This window comes from Hymenobacter caeli (genome assembly GCF_013294115.1).
Classification (GTDB): Bacteria; Bacteroidota; Bacteroidia; order Cytophagales; family Hymenobacteraceae; genus Hymenobacter; species Hymenobacter caeli.
The window spans coordinates 99629-116245 of sequence record NZ_JABSNP010000013.1; the positions used below are offsets into that span (position 1 = coordinate 99629).

Annotated in this window: 12 protein-coding genes; 6 read left to right on the forward strand and 6 right to left on the reverse strand. The window is 67.0% G+C overall.

Translation table 11 applies throughout. The features are described from left to right. Nucleotides 1–73: 73 nt before the first annotated feature. Nucleotides 74–3205, forward strand: coding sequence for a glycoside hydrolase family 3 N-terminal domain-containing protein (locus tag HNP98_RS14215; RefSeq protein ID WP_173810747.1), 3132 nt, complete (start codon nucleotides 74–76; stop codon nucleotides 3203–3205). Between the two features lie 150 nt (nucleotides 3206–3355). After that, nucleotides 3356–3685: a hypothetical protein gene (locus tag HNP98_RS14220; protein WP_173810748.1), complete on the forward strand. Its 330-nt coding sequence runs from the start codon at nucleotides 3356–3358 to the stop codon at nucleotides 3683–3685. Nucleotides 3686–3710: 25 nt separating this feature from the next. On the opposite strand, the gene HNP98_RS14225 is transcribed toward HNP98_RS14220, so the two are convergent. Next, a complete protein-coding gene (locus HNP98_RS14225) occupies nucleotides 3711–4136 on the reverse strand; it encodes a hypothetical protein (protein WP_173810749.1) in 426 nt (141 codons plus the stop codon). A 154-nt stretch (nucleotides 4137–4290) separates the two neighbouring features. On the opposite strand from HNP98_RS14225, the gene HNP98_RS14230 reads away from it, so the two are divergent. Together HNP98_RS14230 and HNP98_RS14235 are read left to right on the forward strand one after the other, a co-directional pair. After that, on the forward strand, nucleotides 4291–5916 hold the full coding sequence (locus tag HNP98_RS14230) for a 3-(methylthio)propionyl-CoA ligase (protein WP_217425778.1): 1626 nt from the start codon (nucleotides 4291–4293) through the stop codon (nucleotides 5914–5916). A gap of 53 nt (nucleotides 5917–5969) precedes the next feature. After that, the gene (locus HNP98_RS14235) at nucleotides 5970–6857 is read left to right on the forward strand and encodes an Rpn family recombination-promoting nuclease/putative transposase (protein WP_217425779.1); all 888 of its coding nucleotides are present in this window, start codon (nucleotides 5970–5972) and stop codon (nucleotides 6855–6857) included. A gap of 249 nt (nucleotides 6858–7106) precedes the next feature. Here the strand turns inward: HNP98_RS14235 and HNP98_RS14240 are convergent, their stop codons facing one another. The 5 genes from HNP98_RS14240 to HNP98_RS14260 form a co-directional block, all read right to left on the reverse strand. Beyond that, nucleotides 7107–7826 (reverse strand): hypothetical protein, encoded by a 720-nt coding sequence (locus HNP98_RS14240; RefSeq protein ID WP_173810750.1) that lies wholly within the window; start codon nucleotides 7824–7826, stop codon nucleotides 7107–7109. Nucleotides 7827–7940: 114 nt separating this feature from the next. After that, nucleotides 7941–8660, reverse strand: a complete 720-nt coding sequence (locus HNP98_RS14245; RefSeq protein ID WP_173810751.1) for a hypothetical protein — start codon at nucleotides 8658–8660, stop codon at nucleotides 7941–7943. 109 nt (nucleotides 8661–8769) lie between these two features. Further along, nucleotides 8770–9570: a pyrroline-5-carboxylate reductase gene (proC, locus tag HNP98_RS14250; protein ID WP_173810752.1), complete on the reverse strand. Its 801-nt coding sequence runs from the start codon at nucleotides 9568–9570 to the stop codon at nucleotides 8770–8772. Between the two features lie 30 nt (nucleotides 9571–9600). Next, the gene (locus HNP98_RS14255) at nucleotides 9601–10164 is read right to left on the reverse strand and encodes a DUF2059 domain-containing protein (protein ID WP_173810753.1); all 564 of its coding nucleotides are present in this window, start codon (nucleotides 10162–10164) and stop codon (nucleotides 9601–9603) included. Nucleotides 10165–10236: 72 nt separating this feature from the next. Continuing rightward, nucleotides 10237–11418: an acyltransferase family protein gene (locus HNP98_RS14260; RefSeq protein ID WP_173810754.1), complete on the reverse strand. Its 1182-nt coding sequence runs from the start codon at nucleotides 11416–11418 to the stop codon at nucleotides 10237–10239. A 299-nt stretch (nucleotides 11419–11717) separates the two neighbouring features. Here HNP98_RS14260 and HNP98_RS14265 point away from each other — a divergent pair, with 299 nt between their 5' ends. Further along, the gene (locus HNP98_RS14265) at nucleotides 11718–14861 is read left to right on the forward strand and encodes a SusC/RagA family TonB-linked outer membrane protein (protein ID WP_173810755.1); all 3144 of its coding nucleotides are present in this window, start codon (nucleotides 11718–11720) and stop codon (nucleotides 14859–14861) included. A gap of 188 nt (nucleotides 14862–15049) precedes the next feature. Next, on the forward strand, nucleotides 15050–16600 hold the full coding sequence (locus HNP98_RS14270; protein WP_173810756.1) for a SusD/RagB family nutrient-binding outer membrane lipoprotein: 1551 nt from the start codon (nucleotides 15050–15052) through the stop codon (nucleotides 16598–16600). The last annotated feature ends 17 nt before the right edge of the window (nucleotides 16601–16617 follow it).

Genomic DNA, 16617 nt, shown 5'->3' on the forward strand with positions numbered 1-16617 from the left:
TGATTAGGGCGGCCGGGGCCCGCGTTTGGGCGGGGTGCGCAGTACATTCACGGGAAAAAATTTCCCTTTGCCCTTGCATTCCTTATTTCTTCGGCGGCTGCTGCTGCTCGTGCTGCTGGGGGCCCCGCTGCTGGCCCCGGCCCAGCGCCGCGCTTCGCCGCAGTTAAAAGTTAAAAGTTATAAGTTAAAAGCTGCTCACAAGGAGCGTAAGCCAGCTGTTAACTCAAAAATTTTAACTCTTAACTCTCAGCAGCCCGCCTTCACGCAGTACCTGCACTCGGCCTGGGTCGACTCGCTGATGCGGGTGCTCACGCCCGACCAGCGGGCGGCGCAGCTGTTCATGGTGGCCGCGTACTCCAACCGGCAGCGCATCGACGAGGACTCCGTGTCGGCCCTGGTGCAGCAGTACGGGGTGGGCGGGCTGATTTTTTTCCAGGGGGGGCCGGTGCGGCAATCCAAGCTGCTGAACCGCTACCAGGGCCAGGCCCGGGTGCCGCTGCTGGTGGCCCTCGACGGCGAGTGGGGCGCGGGCATGCGGCTCGACAGCATCGAGAAATTCCCGTACCAGATGAGCCTGGGCGCGGTGGCCGGGGCCGACACGGCCCTGTTCTACGACATGGGGCGCGAGGTGGCCCGGCAGTTTCGGCGGCTGGGCATGCACGTCAACTTCGCCCCGGTGGTCGACGTGAACAACAACGCCGCCAACCCCGTCATCGGCTTCCGCAGCTGGGGCGAAAACCCGGCGGCCGTGACGCGCGCCAGCCGCGAATACATGCGCGGCATGCAGGACGCCGGCCTGCTGGCCGTGGCCAAGCACTTTCCCGGGCACGGCGACGTGGACACCGACTCGCACCTGGCCCTGCCGCTGGTGCGCGTGGACCGCCGCCGGCTCGACTCGCTGGAGCTGCCGCCGTTTCGGGGCCTCATCGCCAGCGGGTTGGGGGGCATGATGGTGGCCCACCTCAACGTGCCAGCCCTGGACAGCACCGGGGTGCCCACCACGCTCTCGCGGCCGGTGATAACGGGCTTTTTGCGGGGCCAGCTGGGCTTTAAGGGCTTGATTTTCACGGATGCCATGAACATGAAGGGCGTCATCAGCAAGTACCCGGCCGGCGAGGCCGACGTGCGGGCCCTGCAAGCCGGCAACGACGTGCTGGAGTTCAGCAAAAACGTGCCGCTGGCCCTGCGCATGGTGCGGGCGGCCGTGGACAGCGGCCGCATCTCGCAAAAGGAAATCGACCAGCACTGCCGCCGCGTGCTGGCCCTCAAGCAGTGGGCCGGGCTGAACCACTACCGGCCCGTGGACCTGCAAAACCTCGCCGCCGACCTCAACCCGCCCCACGCCCGCTACCTCAGCCACCGCCTCACCGAGCTGAGCCTCACGCTGCTGCGCAACCAGCGGAGCCTGCTGCCGCTGCGCCGCCTCGACACGCTGCGGGTGGCCACGCTGGTGCTCGGCGGGGCCCCGCGCGACACTACCGACTTCCAGCGGGCGGTGGCCGACTACGTGCCCACCGCCCACTTCCACGCCCCGGCCACCCCCACGCTCGATGAGCTGACGCGCCTGCGCGAAGCCCTGAAACCCTACAACCTGGTGCTGGTGAGCCTGCAAGGCCTGGGCCGCCTGCCGGCCACCAACTTCGGCATCACGCCCGAGGATAACCTGCTGCTGCGCGAGCTGGTGGGCCAGCACCAGACGCTGGTGCTCAGCGTGTTTGGCTCGGCTTACGCCGTGGCCAAGGTGCGCGACCTCGACCGGGCCGCCGCCGTGGTGCTGGCCTACCAGGAAAGCCCCGACGCCCAGAGCCTGGCCGCCCAGCTCATCTTCGGCGGCGTGGGGGCCCAGGGCACGCTGCCCGTCACGGTGAGCAACGCCCTGCCGCGGGGCTTCGGCCTGACCACCGCCGGCGGCCTGCGCCTGCGCTACGCCCACCCCGAAGACGTGGGCCTCGACGGCCGCCTCGAAGCCCGCCTCGACAGCCTTGTGGGCCGGGCCCTGGCGGCCCAGGCCGTGCCCGGCTGCCAGGTAGTAGTGGCACGGCGCGGCACCGTGGTGCTGCGCAAAAGCTACGGCAACCAGACCTACGCCGGCTACGACGAAACCGCGCCCATCCGGCCCCTGAAAAAAGCCCGGCACCCCCAGGAAACCGCCGCCCCCACGGGGGCCCTGCGCGTGCCCCGCCCCGTGGCCAACGACGACCTCTACGACCTAGCCTCGCTCACCAAATTACTGGCCGCCACGCCGGCCTTGCTCCAATTGGAGCAGGCGGGTAAGTTCAGCCCCGACAGCACGTTGGGCAACTACTTTCCCTTTCTGCGCGGCACTGACAAGGCGGATTTGAAGATGCGCGACGTGCTGGCCCACCAGGCCCGGCTCAAGGCGTTCATCCCGTTCTGGCAGGAGCTGCGGAAGCCGAGCGGGGCCCTGCGCCGCCGCTACTTCCGCGCCGATTCGTCGGCCCGGTTTCCGCTGCTGGTGGCCCGGGGCCTGTGGGCGAGCCGCAAATTGCCGGCCCGCATCAACCAGGAAATCGGGGCCTCGCCGCTCAACGCCCAGCCGGGCTACGTCTATTCCGACCTCTCGTTTATGCTGTACCCGCAGCTGGTGCGGGCCCGCACGGGGCGGACGTTTGCGGACTACTTGCAGCGCGAAGTGTACCGGCCGCTGGGGGCCACCACGCTGGGCTTCCGGCCGGCGCGGCGCTTCCCGCTGGCCCGCCTCGTGCCCACGGAGGTCGATTCGGCCTTCCGCCGGCAGCTGCTGCACGGCACGGTGCACGACGAAGGCGCGGCCCTGCTGGGCGGCTTCTCGGGCCACGCCGGCCTGTTTGGCGACGCCAACGACGTGGCCAAGCTCGTGCAGACCTACGCCTGGGGCGGGCGCTACGGCGGCCAGCAGCTTTTCGACCCCCAACTGCTGGCCGAGTGGACGCGCTGCCAGTTTTGCCCCGACAACCGCCGCGGCCTGGCCTTCGACCGCCCCGCCGCCAACCCGGCCCTGAACTTCGCCCCGGGCTCGTCGCCGGCCGCCTACGGCCACACCGGCTACACGGGCACCGCCTTCTACGTCGAGCCCAAGTATGATTTGGTGGTGGTATTCTTGTCGAACCGGGTGCACCCGACGCGCCGCAACAACAAGATTTCGGAGCTGAATTTGCGCACGGGCATCATGCAGGCGGCCATCGAGAGTGTGCTGAACCCGTAGGGGCCCCGGCCAGAATGTGGGGCCAGGCCGTTTGCAGTTAGGTAGTTTAACGGCTATCGATTTGCCACCAGGGCCCTATATTCACGTCGTCGTTTACCCCTTGATGCCTAGCTGCTCGTGCTCGCACCCAACGAAATGTCCACTTTCGCCTTGGCCATAGTCGGAACCGGCGTGGTGGTTGCTGCCGCGCTGATGGCCAACCCGCCGGCCCTCACTGACAGCGCCTTGTTCCGCCGCTGGACGCAGGGCCTGCCCGCCGGCGTGGCCACCAGCGTATCGGAAGCCGCTTGGAAACGTTTGGTGCGCACGTACTATGCCTGCGTCGTGGGGACTTTTGCGGTGCTGGGCGTGCTGGTGCATTGGGTGTTGCCGGCCAACCGGGCGTTGCCGGCGGCTGCGCTCTTATGCTTGGCCACGGTGTGGGCAGCACGCTTTTTCATTCGGCGCTACCTGCTGCGCCAAGTGCTGCCACTGGCGTAACGCCGCGGCTTCCAGCGCCCCGGCGCTACCTGATTTTCTGCTCGCCCAGCAGCCAGGCCACGGCGTCGGTTTCGGTAATCACCTGGTTCATGCGGAACGGCTGGCCGGCGTAGGAGGCCGGCTCGGGCACCACGCCGTCCTGCATAAACTCCTCGCGCAGGCCGGGAGCCATGAAGTACACCAGGCACACCGGGGGCCCCAGCGCGTGCACCAGCTGGTCGTAGTACTCGCCCAGCAGCCAGGCCAGCGTGGCCGGGGCGCTGCGGTGCCGCCGCCGGATGTCGAGCAGCCAGTAGCGGGCCCGGTGCGGCTGGGCGGCGGCCAGCAGGTCGTCGTAGCCGCGGCGGGCCTCCGCTTCCGTGACGGGCCGGAGCCAGCGGCCCAGCAGGATATTGTGGTGGCTTTGGTAGATAATATCCAGAAAATCAGCCGATTGGTAGGTTGTATTCATTGATAGCGGTGGGCATAGCGGCCGCTACGCAAAGCGTGGGCGTTGGGTTCAACGGTGAAGCCTGGCCAAGGTTGAGCCGCCGGGCTGGTTTTGGGCCGAAACGCCCGCCTTTTGCTACCTTACGGGCCTGGTGTCATTCCCACCCCGCCCGCTTATGTTAGGACTGATGATGGCCGAGCCGCTGCGCGTGGCCGGCATACTCGAACACGCCGCCAAATGGCACGCCGACACCGAAATCGTGGCGCGCCTGCCCGAGGGCGGCATTCACCGCTACACCTACGCCGCCGCCCACCGCCGCGCCAAGCAGCTGGCCAAGGCCCTGTTGCGCCTGGGCGTGGCCCCCGGCGACCGGGTGGGCACCCTGGCCTGGAACACCCACCGCCACTTCGAGCTGTACTACGGCGTGGCCGGCATCGGGGCGGTGTGCCACACCGTCAACCCGCGCCTGTTTCCCGAGCAGCTGGTGTACATCCTCAACCACGCCGAGGACCGGCTCCTGTTCTTCGACCTCACCTTTCTGCCCCTCGTGGAGCGCCTGGCCCCCATCTGCCCCCAGGTGGAGAAATGGGTGCTGCTGGCGGGCCCCGAGCACCTGCCCGCCCAGTCGGCCCTGCCCGGCCTGTGCAGCTACGAAGACCTGCTCAGCGCCGAGCGGGCCGACTACGCGTGGCCGCTGTTCGACGAAAACACGGCCTGCTCGCTCTGCTACACCTCCGGCACCACCGACCAGCCCAAGGGCGTGCTCTACTCGCACCGCTCCACGGTGCTGCACGCGCTGGCGGCCTGCCTGCCCGATTCGCTCGGCTGCGCGGCCCTCGACGTCATCATGCCCGTGGTGCCCATGTTCCACGTCAACGCCTGGGGCCTGCCCTACGCGGCGCCCATCGTGGGGGCCAAGCTGGTGCTGCCCGGCGCGGGCATGGACAGCGCCAGCCTCTACGAACTCTTTGAGAGCGAGGGCGTGACGTTCTCGGCCGGGGTGCCCACCATTTGGCTGGCGCTGCTGCAATTCATGCGCGAGGGCCACCGGCAGTTTTCCACCCTGCGGCGCACGGTGGTGGGCGGCAGCTCCTGCCCGCCGGCCCTGATGACGGCCTTCGAGGACGAGCTGCACGTGACCATCACCCACGCCTGGGGCATGACCGAAACCAGCCCCCTGGGCACCGGGGCCCGCCTCACGGCTAAGCACAAGGGCCTGAGCGCCGCCGAAAGCCTGCCCATCCGCGCCAAGCAGGGCCGCGTGGTGTACGGGGTGGACATGAAAATTGTGGACGACGAAGGCATCGCCCTGCCCCACAACGGCATGGCCTTCGGCGACTTGCTGGTGCGGGGGCCCTGGGTGGTGCGCGACTACTTCGGCAGCGGCACGCCCGGCGAGCTGACGGCCGACGGCTGGTTCCGCACCGGCGACGTGGCCACCATCGACCCCGACGGCTACATGCAAATCACCGACCGCTCGAAGGACGTCATCAAGTCGGGCGGCGAGTGGATTTCCAGCATCGACCTCGAAAACCTGGCCATTTCGCACCCCGCCGTGGCCGAGGCCGCCGTCATCGGCGTGCCCAGCGCCCGCTGGGCCGAGCGGCCGCTGCTCATCGTGGTGCGCCGCCCGGGCCTCGACGTGTCGGCCAAGGAGCTGCTGGCGTTCTTCAAAGGCAAAGTGGCCCGCTTCTGCGAGCCCGACGCCGTGGAGTTCGTGGACCAGCTGCCCCACACGGCCACCGGCAAGCTCCTCAAAACGCAGCTGCGCAAGGATTTCGCGGGCTACGCCGTGGCGTAGGAGAGGGGGCGGGGGCCGTTGGCCGGGGCCGTACCTTCGCCGGGCGGGCGCTCATGGCCCGCCCGCCCATGCGCTACCTCGACCCCAAGAACGACCTGACCTTCAAGAAGGTGTTTGGCCAGCACCCGCACCTGCTGCGGAGCTTCCTCAACGCGCTGCTGCCCCTGGACGAGGGGCAGGTCATCGAGTCGCTAGAGTACCTGCCGGCCGAGCTGGTGCCGGTGGTGCCGCTCTTCAAGCACACCATCGTGGACGTGCGCTGCCGCGACAACCACGGCCGGCAGTTCATCGTGGAGATGCAGATGCTGTGGACCGACTCGTTCAAGTCGCGGGTGCTCTTCAACGCTTCCAAGGCCTACGTGAGCCAGCTGGGCCGGGGCCGGCAGTACGAGGGGTTGCAGCCCGTGTACGCCCTCAGCCTGGTGGACCAGATTTTTGAGCCCGCCTCGTCCGAGTTCTACCACCACTACCGTTTCGTGCACAGCACCGAGCCCGAGCGCCGCCTCGAAGGCCTGGAGCTAATCTTCGTGGAGCTGCCCAAGTTTCGGCCCGATAATTTGCTGGCCAAGCGCATGCAGGTGCTGTGGATGCGCTACCTCACCGAGATTCGCGACCAGACCGAGCAAATCCCGCCCGAGCTGCTCGCCCAGCCCGAGCTGGAAGAAGCCGTCGAGTACCTCCGCGAATCGGCCTTTACCCGCGACGAGCTGGCCGGCTACGACCGGTACTGGGATTCCATCAGCTCCGAGCGCACCCTGCTGGCCGCGGCCATCCGCGAGGGACAGGCCCAAGGCAAGGCCGAGGGATTAGCTGAGGGCCTGGCGCGGGGCAAAAGGGAAGGCCTGCTGGAGCAGGCCCGCCGGATGAAAGCCCGCGGCTTTGACGCAGCGGCGATTAGCGAGATTACGGGCTTGTCGGACGCGGAAATTCAGACGCTTTAGTCCTGAAAAGAGCATTCGGCTGGGTGAGACCCGGTGCCGGGCCCTACGGGTTTTTGGCGGTGGTCTAAAACCGGGTGGTCCGGCGAATTGCCCGAAGGGTTTCGTCGGGCCACTCCGACGATTGAACAGCGGCTTCGGGGTACTGTCAGAGTGGCCCGACAACCGAAAAAGTCGCCGGACCACCCCGTTTTAGGCTACCGCCGGATTTTTAAATCGGGTTGCGTTCCCCAATATTTCTACCTCGTCCGGCTACAGCGCGTCGTCGTAGGCCAGCAGCCGGGCCACGTCAGATTCCCGGCCCAGGTTCAGCCGCTGCTGTTCGGTGTAGGCGGCCAGGGCATCGGCGTGCGCGGGGCCCAAGGCGGCCAGCAGGGGCCGGGGAGCCAGCTTGACCGGGGTAAGCAGGTGGTCGGACGTTTTCAGGAAGTACTGCAAAACGCTCTCCCGGTTCGGGAACGCCGTGCGCTGGCACAGCAAGGCGGTTTTGCCGGCGTCGTAGTGCACCTCAAAAAAAGCCGTCCGCAGCTTTGGCTGGGGCACGCGCGCGTCGCGGTAGCGGCGGTAGGTCAGGCGCAGGCCCTGGGCCGAGTCGCCCACCGAGAACTCGCGCAGGTTGTCGGTGTTCACGACGGCCACGCCGCCGGCCGCCGTACGGGCCACGAGCTGGCGGTCTATGACGTTGTACTTCAGCCAGGCCCGCCGGGCAGGGCCCGCGTACGAGCGCAGCACCCCCTGCGTCCAGTACGGGAACAGGTAGGTGCCGCCAGTGGCGGGGCCGGCCGGCAGCGCGTTGGCCCGCGGGGGCGCGGCGTACTGGCCGTTGTTCGGGGCCGGGTTCTGCTGCTGTACAAGACTTTCGTGCTGCCTGGAGTCGGCCACGCCCCTGATGCCGTCTTTAGCGTCCGTTATGTTTTGGCCCCGGGCCATTTGGCCGGCGAAGGCAACCAGTAGTGCGAGAAAGAGCCGCATACGAAGGAAATTGAGGGGTAACAACGCAGGCTATACGTGCTTCGGCAGCAAGTGGGTGCAGGGCTACGCCCAGCAGCTGGTCGTGACAATGCAGGCTATACGTGCTTCGGCCGCTTATAGCGTGTCGTAGTAAGCCAGCAGCCGGGCCACGTCGCCTTCTTGCTTGAGGGCCAAATGCTCGTGCTTGGCGTAGGCCGTGAGGGCCGGGGCCTGGGCGGGCCCCAGGGCCTCCAGCAGCGACTTTTCGTTGAGGCGCACCGGTAGCACCACGTTGTCGGCGCGCTTCACAAAGTACTGTGTCGATTCCTGCCAGGACGGCGGGCGGCCCTCCGTCAGCGACGGGCCGCTGCTGGTGGCGTGCACCACGGTTTTGGCCCGCTGGCGCAGCAGCGCCGAGTGCCCGGCGTCGTAGCGTACCTCAAAAAAGGTGGTGCGCAGGGCCAGCGCTTCGATGCGGGCCGCCAGGTAGCGCCGAAACGTGGCCCGGCTGCCGCGCAGCGAGTCGCCGAGCGTGAACTCGGTGATTTGGGCGGTGTTCAATTCCAGCGAGTCGCCGGCGGGGCGGCGCCACAGCAGCTGCTCATTGGCTAGGTTGTACTTCAGCCAGACGTGCGCCACCGGGCCGTTGGCGGTCAGCACCCGGCCTTGGGTCCAGTACGAAGCCAGCAGGGGCGTGCCCTGCACGCCGGCCAGGGCTGCGTTGCCTTTGCCCTTTTCCAATTGCTGGCTGACGTACTCCAGGTTGGTGGGCGCGGTGCCCCCCCGGCCTACTTGCTGGGCGCGGGCCGTTGAGTAGCCCGCCGTCGCGAGCAGAAATAAACACGTAAAACGCATGGCGGTAGACGGGTAGATGTGGAAAAGTGAAGCGAAGGCGATGTGGGAAGAAGGGACGGCTAAAATACTAAAAATTAGGTTTTAGCGGGCGAAGCGGCCGTTCGCCCCTTTATCGGCCCAGTTCCTCGGCCCGGTCGCGGGCCGCGCCGGCCCCGGCCATCAGGCCCTCGCGCACCTGGCCGGCCCCAAAGGCCCGCATGGCCGCCTCGGTGGTGCCGCCCTTGGAGGAGACCTTGGCAATCCAGTCGGCGCAGCTCAGGCCGGCTTGCGAGTACAGCTCCACGGCCCCCCGGAAGGTCTGGCTCACCAGCAGCTCGGCTTCGGCGGGGGCGAAGCCCATTTGGGCGGCGGCGGCCATCAGCGCGTCCATGCAGTAGTACACGTAGGCCGGGCCGCTGCCCGAGATGGCCGTGCTGGCGTCGATGGCCGCTTCGTTCTCCACGTAAATGGTTTTGCCGGTGGTGCTGAGCAGGTTCTGCACCTGCACCAGCTCGGCGCGGCTCACCTCGTCGGTGCTGGTGAAGGCCGTCATGCCCATCCCGATTTGGGCGGGCAGGTTGGGCATGGCCCGGATGATTTTGGGCGTGCCCAGCGCTTGGCGCAGCGTGGCCACCGTCACGCCGGCCATGATGCTGAGCACCACCTGCTCGGGCCGCACCAACCCGGCCAGCCGCGCAAACAGGGCCCCCGAGTCCTGGGGCTTCACGGCCAGGATGATGATGCCGGCCCCCGGCACGCATTCCTCGGGCGTGCCCCACACCGTGCCAATTTCGTGGGCCGCCAGGGCCGCTACCCGCGCGGGCGAGCGGGCCAGCAGCCGCAAGTCGAGCCGCGAGGTGATGTGGGCGCGCACGAAGCTGCGGGCATAGGTGAGGCCCATGTTGCCGCCGCCGATGATGAGGATTTTCAAGCTGAGAAAGGTAAATTAATGGAAATAAAGCTATTGGCCCGGCATTTTGGGCGTGGCCTTTTGGATGTCGTTCCACTTCTGCTGGGCCTGCATTATGCGTTGCATTTCCGGCATCAGGGCCAGGGTGCGGCGCTGGGTAGCGGCTGCTACCAATTTTCCTGCTTCCGGCTGTTTGCGCAGGTACACTTGCCCCAAGTCGGAGCGATAAAAGGCCGTTAGGTCCTTCAACTCAGTGGTTGTAAATGTGGTGCCATACGCCTGCACTAGGTCTTCCCGCACCACTTCCCAGCTCATGGCTTTTTGGTAGAAACTGCGCATTTGTTCCATTGCTGCGACTTGAGCAGCTTTGGCTTCCGGTGGGTTACCCGCCAACTGCACTTGGGCTGCAGCTTGTGCCTCAACAATCTTTTCAATTTGCCGCTCCATCTGCTGCTTTATTTGAATAGCGGCCAAAAAGTCGAGCGCCGCCTGGCGCTGGGCTTCAGGGAGCGGTGCGGGCGCGGTGGCAGCGGGGGGCGTCGTCGTGGCGGGCTGAGCGTGGGCGGCCGCGCCGGCCAGGCCCGCGGCGCAGAGTAACAGTAGAAACTTGGTCATGGCGGAAAGGAAGGAGGAGGGATAATGCAAATAAAGCCCCCGCCGTAACTCCGGGCCGGGCGGCAGTCCCCCTCACACCTTCACCACCACGCTTTTGCGGCGCATCCAGTGCAGGATGCCCCACCAGATGAGCAGCAGCACCAGGGCCCCGGCCAGCGAGGCGTTGCGCGGGTCGGCAAACCACGGCGCGATGCCCCACTCGTAGAGCCATTCCTTCAGGCCCGCCGCGTCGCCTTGGGGGCCCAGCAGCTTGAACAGCCCGAAGGTGCGCGAGAGGATGGCCGACAGGAAAAACACGGTGATGGCGTTCACGCCGTAGTCCAGGGCCGGGCCGGCGTAGCGGCGGTAGCCCTGCACGTCGCACAGCCAGTACAGGGCCGCCAGCGCGGCCCCGGCCAGGCCCCCGGCATACAGCACGTAGGAGCTGGTCCACAAGGCTTTGTTGATGGGAAACCAGCCGTTCCAGATGAGGCCCAGCACGATGGCCGCGCCCGCCGCCACGAACAGCCAGGCCACTTTGGCGGCCGGCTCGGGGGCGGGCCGGCGCAGCCACTGGGCCGCCAGGCCGCCCAGCAGGCCGGTGCCCAGCGCGGACAGCGTGCCGAGCAGGCCCTCGGGGTCCCAGGTGCGGGAGGTTTTCCAGAGGTGGGGCTCGGTAAGGACGAGGCGGTCGAGCCAGGCCCCCAGGTTGGTGGCGGGGGCCAGGTTGGCGGCCCCGAAGCCGGGCACCGGCACCGCTTGCAGCAGCCCGGCGTAGCCCACCAGCAGGGCCCCCAGAACGAGCAATTGGGTGCGCCAGCTGGTCGTCAGGAAGATAACGCTGCACCCGAAAAACACCAGCCCGATGCGCTGCAACACGCCCATAATCCGCACCGTCGAGAAGTCGAAATGCGGGTAGAGCGACGTGAGCAGGCCGAGCCCGAAGAGCAGCGCCGCCCGCCGCGCCACCCGCGCCAGCAGGGGCCCCCGGGGCGCGCCGCGGCGCTTGGGGCCGTCGAGGGCGTACACCAGGCTCACGCCCACGATGAACAGGAAAAACGGAAAAATGAGGTCCGTGGGCGTGCAGCCGTTCCACTCGGCGTGCTCCAGCGGCGGGTAGATGTGGCCCCAGTCGCCGGGGTTGTTCACCAGAATCATGGCCATCACGGTGAGGCCCCGGAACACGTCGAGGCTGAGCAGGCGGCCGGGCTGCGAGGCCTCGGCCAGGGGCAGGGCCCCGGTGGTGGCCAGGGCGGCTTGGGTGGTGGCGCGCATGGGCAAAAACGGGGGAGGGTGAGCAGGGGCAATTTAAGGCGGGTTTCCGGGGCCCCGCGCCGCCCGGAAGCCGCCCGCTACGCCCTGAACCCCCGGGTAATTCAAAAGCATATTTGAATAATTTTATTTCATCAAACGTGCATTATCCGATTGTTTTGCAATCTTGCATTTTCTGTTGAAATAAAATGGCCGCCGCTGCCGGGGCCCGCACCGCTTTTGCCTGGGTTGGCCCCTGGCGGTACCCGGCCCCGGGGCCGTTTTTTGAACGCTGCACCGTTTCCTAACCTGAAAAATCACCTATGAAAAAACTTTACTTGCTGGGTTTCCTGCTGGCCGCCGAAGGGGCCTTGGCCCCGGCGGGCCGGGCCCAAACCACGGCCCCCGCCGCCCGCGCCGTGGCGGGCACCGTGGTGGGCACCGTGGACCGCCTGCCCATTCCGGGCGTCAACGTGCTCGTGAAGGGCACCAACGTGGGCACCGCCACCAACGCCGACGGCCGCTATGCACTGCCCAACGTGCCCGAGGGGGCCACGCTGGTGTTCAGCTTCATCGGGTATAAGTCGGTGGAGCGGCCGGCCGCCGGGGCCACCCTCGACGTGGCGCTGGACGCCGACGCCAGCGGCCTCGACGAGGTGGTGGTGACGGCCTACAACATCAAGCAGGACAAGCGCACGCTGGTGACGGCCGTGCAGGAAGTGCAGGGCAAGGACCTCATCGACTCGCGCCAGACCAACGTGGTGAACGCCCTGCAAGGCAAGGTGGCCGGCGTGAACATCACCTCCTCGGGCGGCTCGCCGGGCGAGGGGGCCTCCATCGTCATCCGCGGCGGCACCTCGCTCGACGGCGACAACCAGCCGCTGTTCGTGATTGACGGCATGATCATGGACAACAGCTCGTTCCAGGAGAGTACGGCCCCCGGCGGGGGCTCGGCCTTCAACGGGCTGCTGGGCCGCTCGGTGGGGGCCTCCAACCGCGCCGGCGACCTCAACCCCGAGGACATCGCCAGCATGACCGTGCTGAAGGGCCCCGCCGCCGCCGCCCTCTACGGCCTGCGGGCCGCCAACGGCGCGGTGGTGATTACGACCAAAAAAGGCTCGGCCGGCCGCACCACCCTCAACTACCGCAGCCAGGTGTCGGTGGACCAGGTGAACCGCCTGCCCGCCACCCAAAGCGAGTACGGGCAAGGCGCGAGCGGCATCTTCGACGGCACCACGCGGCAGTCGTGGGGGCCCCGGTTCGCGGCGGGCCAGCCGGTGTACGACAACGTGGGCAACTTCTTCCAGAAGAGCACCACCTTCCAGAACTTCCTCACCATGTCGGGCGGCTCGGACAAGGCTTCGTTCTTCGCCTCGGCTTCCAACCTGCACCAGAACGGCGTGGTGCCCCAAAGCTCCTACGACAAAACGACGGTGCGCCTCTCGGGCTCGGCCACGATTTCGCCCAAGCTCAGCGTCACGGGCTCGGCCCAGTACCTGAACACGGGCAGCGTGCGGCCCTTGCAGGGCCCCGGGCTGTTTGGGTCGTCGGGCGGCTTTTTGCTGAGCCTGCTGAACTGGCCGCGCGGCGACGACGCCCGCAACTACCTCAACCCCGACGGCAGCCGCCGCCGCCTGCTGGCCCTGGGCAACGGCACCGACGCCGACAACCCGTACTGGACGGTGGCCAAAAACCCCCAGAGCGAGGGCACCAACCGCTTCATCGGCAACGTGCAGCTCAGCTTTGCGCCCACCAAGTGGCTCACGCTGAGCCACAATATTGGCACCGATTTCTACACCACCACCTCCACTTCCATCCGGGCGGTGGGCACCTCGCAGGTGGGCAACCAGAACGGCGGCATTGCCCAAACCGTGGACCAGTTCCGGCTGATTACGGCCACCACGCTGGCCACGTTCACCCACAATTTCGGCGAGCATTTCGGCGGCTCGCTGATTGTGGGCAACACGATTGAGGAGAACAAGGACCAGGCCGTGGACTACATCGGCCTGATTTTCCAGAACCCCGACTTCACCGGCCTCAACAACACCGTGAACCGCGGGGCCCTGCAACGCGACTCGAAGCGCCACCTCATCGGCAACTTCGCCCGCCTAAGCACCTCGATTTACGACCAGCTGTTCCTCGAATTGCAGGCCCGCTACGACCAGTCGTCCACGCTGCCGCGGCCCGACGAGGGCAAAATCTTCGGCAAGGGCTTCCTCTACGGCTCGGCCGGCCTGGGCTACGAGTTCACCAAAATTCTGGGCCTGGAGCAGAACGACGTGCTGAACTACGGCAAAATCCGGGCGTCGGTGGCCGAGGTGGGCCGCGACACGGGGCCCTACCGGGTGCTGTCGAGCCTGACGCAGAACACGTACATCGGCGGCGGCTTCCGCAACGATTTCTACGGCTCGAACCCCTTGCTCAAGCCCGAGCGCACCCGCACCTACGAGTACGGGGCCAACGTGCAGTTTTTCAAAAACCGCCTGGGCCTGGACGTCAACTACTACTACTCGCGCACCGTCGACCAACTCATCGCGCCCCGCGTGAGCCAGGCCACGGGCTTCATCCTCCAGTACATCAACGGCGGGGTGGTGACCAATAAAGGCGTGGAAATCAGCCTCACCGGCTCGCCCGTGCGCAACGCCAACGGCTTCAGCTGGGACGTGCTGGCCAACTTCTACCACAACACCAACAACGTGGAAAGCCTGCCGTCGCCGCTCACCGTGGTGTACCAGTCCGACACGTTCATCACCGACGTGCACGAGGGCGGGGCCTTCCCGGGCAAAGCCATTTCGGGCCTGGCGGCCACCGATTTCAACCGCGTGAACGACCCCAGCAGCCCGTACAACGGCCAGATTATCGTGGATGCCACCGGCTACCCCACGGCCGGCACGGCCTTCGTCTACGCCGGCAACCGGGCCCCGCGCTTCACCACCCAGCTCACCAACACCTTCACCTACAAGGGCCTGAGCCTGACCGGCCTGCTCGACTTCCGGGTGGGCGGCGTGGTGGTGAACGGCAACGACTGGTACCAGACCAACGTGGGCACCTCGGCCCGCACCGCCGAGCGCTACAAGCAGGCCGTGTTCGGCGGCGTGGTGCGCAACGCCGACGGCACCTACGCCCCCAACACCAAAGCGGTGGAGCTGACCCAGAGCTACTACCAGAACGTGCTGGACCGCGTGGGCACGGCCTTCGTGGAGGACGGCTCCTGGGCCCGCCTGCGCTACGTGGCCCTGGGGTACGCCCTGCCCACCCGCTGGCTGGGCGGGGCCTCGTCGTTTCTGAAAGGCGTGGACCTGAGCGTGACCGGCCGCAACCTGGTGCTGCTGACCCACTACACCGGGGCCGACCCCGAAACGGCGGCCTCCGGGGCCGGCGTGCGCGGCGGCGGCTCGGGCGGCATCGACTACGGCAACGTGCCCGCCACCCGCGGCGTGGACATGGCCGTGCGCGTGACGTTTTGAGGGCGTCCGTTCCAGGAGCGCCTCACCCCCTAGCCCCCTCTCCGTGGGAGAGGGGGAAATAGCTCTAGCTTTTAGTCTAGAAGCTTAAACTAAAAACTAGTCCCCCCTCTCCCACGGAGAGGGGGCTAGGGGGTGAGGCGCTTGCCGAACGACAACCCCTCAGTCATCTAACAACTTACTTATCAACTATGAAAAACTACCTACTAAGCCTGGGCTTGCTGCTGGGGGCGGGGGCCCTCGGCGGGTGCGAGAAGTACCTCGACGTGAACAACAACCCCAACAACCCCACCACGTCCACGCCAAACTTCATTCTGCCGGGCGTCATTTCCAACGGCATCCAGACGCAGATGTTCACGGCCCTGCGCACGCCCTACATCACGCAGTACGTGGTGGGCCGGGCGGCCGGCACGGCCATCGACGGGTACTTCCTGACCAACGCCCAGAGCACCAACACGTTCAACTACTCGTACTTCCAGTCGGGCGGCAACATTCCGGGCATGGAAGCGGCGGCGCTGGCCGAGGGCTCGCCCTACTACGTGGGGGCCGGCGAAATTATGCAGGCCCTGATTCTGGCCCACGTGACGGACATGCTCGGCGACGTGCCCTTCACCGAGGCCTACCAGGGCGGCAACAACTACACGCCCAAGTACGACGCCCAGCAGGACGTGTACGCCAGCGTGAACAAGCTGCTCGACGACGGCATCGTGCAGATGAGCAAGGACCCGGGCCAGAACTTCCGCCCCCTCTACAGCCTCTCGCCCAGCGAAAGCGGCGACATCCTCTACAAGGGCGACCCCGCCAAGTGGGTGCGCCTGGCCTACGCCCTGAAGGCCCGCGAGGCCCAGCACCTCACCAAAAAGGCCAGCTACGACCCCGCCGCCGTGCTGGCCCTGTGCGACAAAGCCTTCAAAGCCAGCACCGACGACGCCCAGCTTCAGTACCAAACGGCGGTGTCGCCGATTGTGGGCACCACCAACATCTTCGGCGTCACGCGGGCCAACTTCGGCACGGCCACGTTCTCGGCCAACATCGTGAAGTACCTCAACGGCACCACGTTTCCGGGCGTGGCGGACCCGCGCTTCGGGGTGCTGATGCCCACCACCAGCGTGGGGGCCAACCCCGGCGTGGGCACGCCCACCACCGCCAACCTGACGCCGGGCACCACCAACACCACCGATTTCTACGGCGGCTGGTACGCCCGCGACGTGCCGGGCTACTTCGAGGTGATTACCTACCACGAGCTGAAGTTCATCGAGGCCGAGGCCGCCTACCGGGCCGGTAACAAAACCCGGGCCCTGGCCGCGCTGCGCGAAGGCATCCGGGCCCACATCAAAAAGGTGAGCGCCGGGGGCAGCTTCTCGCCGCCGGCCGTGACGCTGCCGGCCATCACCGACGCCCAGATTGCCGCCTACCTGGCCAGCGCCGCCGTGCCCCAAACGGAGGCCGACCTCACCTCGCTGCGCCCCATCGTGGAGCAGAAGTACATCGCCATGTTCCTGAACCCGGACTCGTGGTCGGACCTGCGCCGGCTCGATTTCGACCCGGCCCTCTACGTCAACTTCACCTACCCCACCAACGCCAACTCCGTGCTGGCCACCAAAGCCGACCCCACCCTGCGCTACCCGCGCCGCCTGCTGCCGGGGGCCACGGAAGTGCTCTACAACCCCACCGAAATCAACCGCATCGGCGGCAACGACCCCGACTACATCACCCGCCCGATGTGGTTCGATTCCAAATAGGGCCCCCACGGACTTAG

Coding starts and splice junctions, on each gene's coding strand:
- HNP98_RS14225 (WP_173810749.1), bottom strand. CDS start 4,136: ATGAATACAACCTACCAATCGGCTGATTTTCTGGATATTATCTACCAA.
- HNP98_RS14230 (WP_217425778.1), top strand. CDS start 4,291: ATGTTAGGACTGATGATGGCCGAGCCGCTGCGCGTGGCCGGCATACTC.
- HNP98_RS14235 (WP_217425779.1), top strand. CDS start 5,970: ATGGCCCGCCCGCCCATGCGCTACCTCGACCCCAAGAACGACCTGACC.
- HNP98_RS14240 (WP_173810750.1), bottom strand. CDS start 7,826: ATGCGGCTCTTTCTCGCACTACTGGTTGCCTTCGCCGGCCAAATGGCC.
- HNP98_RS14245 (WP_173810751.1), bottom strand. CDS start 8,660: ATGCGTTTTACGTGTTTATTTCTGCTCGCGACGGCGGGCTACTCAACG.
- HNP98_RS14255 (WP_173810753.1), bottom strand. CDS start 10,164: ATGACCAAGTTTCTACTGTTACTCTGCGCCGCGGGCCTGGCCGGCGCG.
- HNP98_RS14260 (WP_173810754.1), bottom strand. CDS start 11,418: ATGCGCGCCACCACCCAAGCCGCCCTGGCCACCACCGGGGCCCTGCCC.
- HNP98_RS14265 (WP_173810755.1), top strand. CDS start 11,718: ATGAAAAAACTTTACTTGCTGGGTTTCCTGCTGGCCGCCGAAGGGGCC.
- HNP98_RS14270 (WP_173810756.1), top strand. CDS start 15,050: ATGAAAAACTACCTACTAAGCCTGGGCTTGCTGCTGGGGGCGGGGGCC.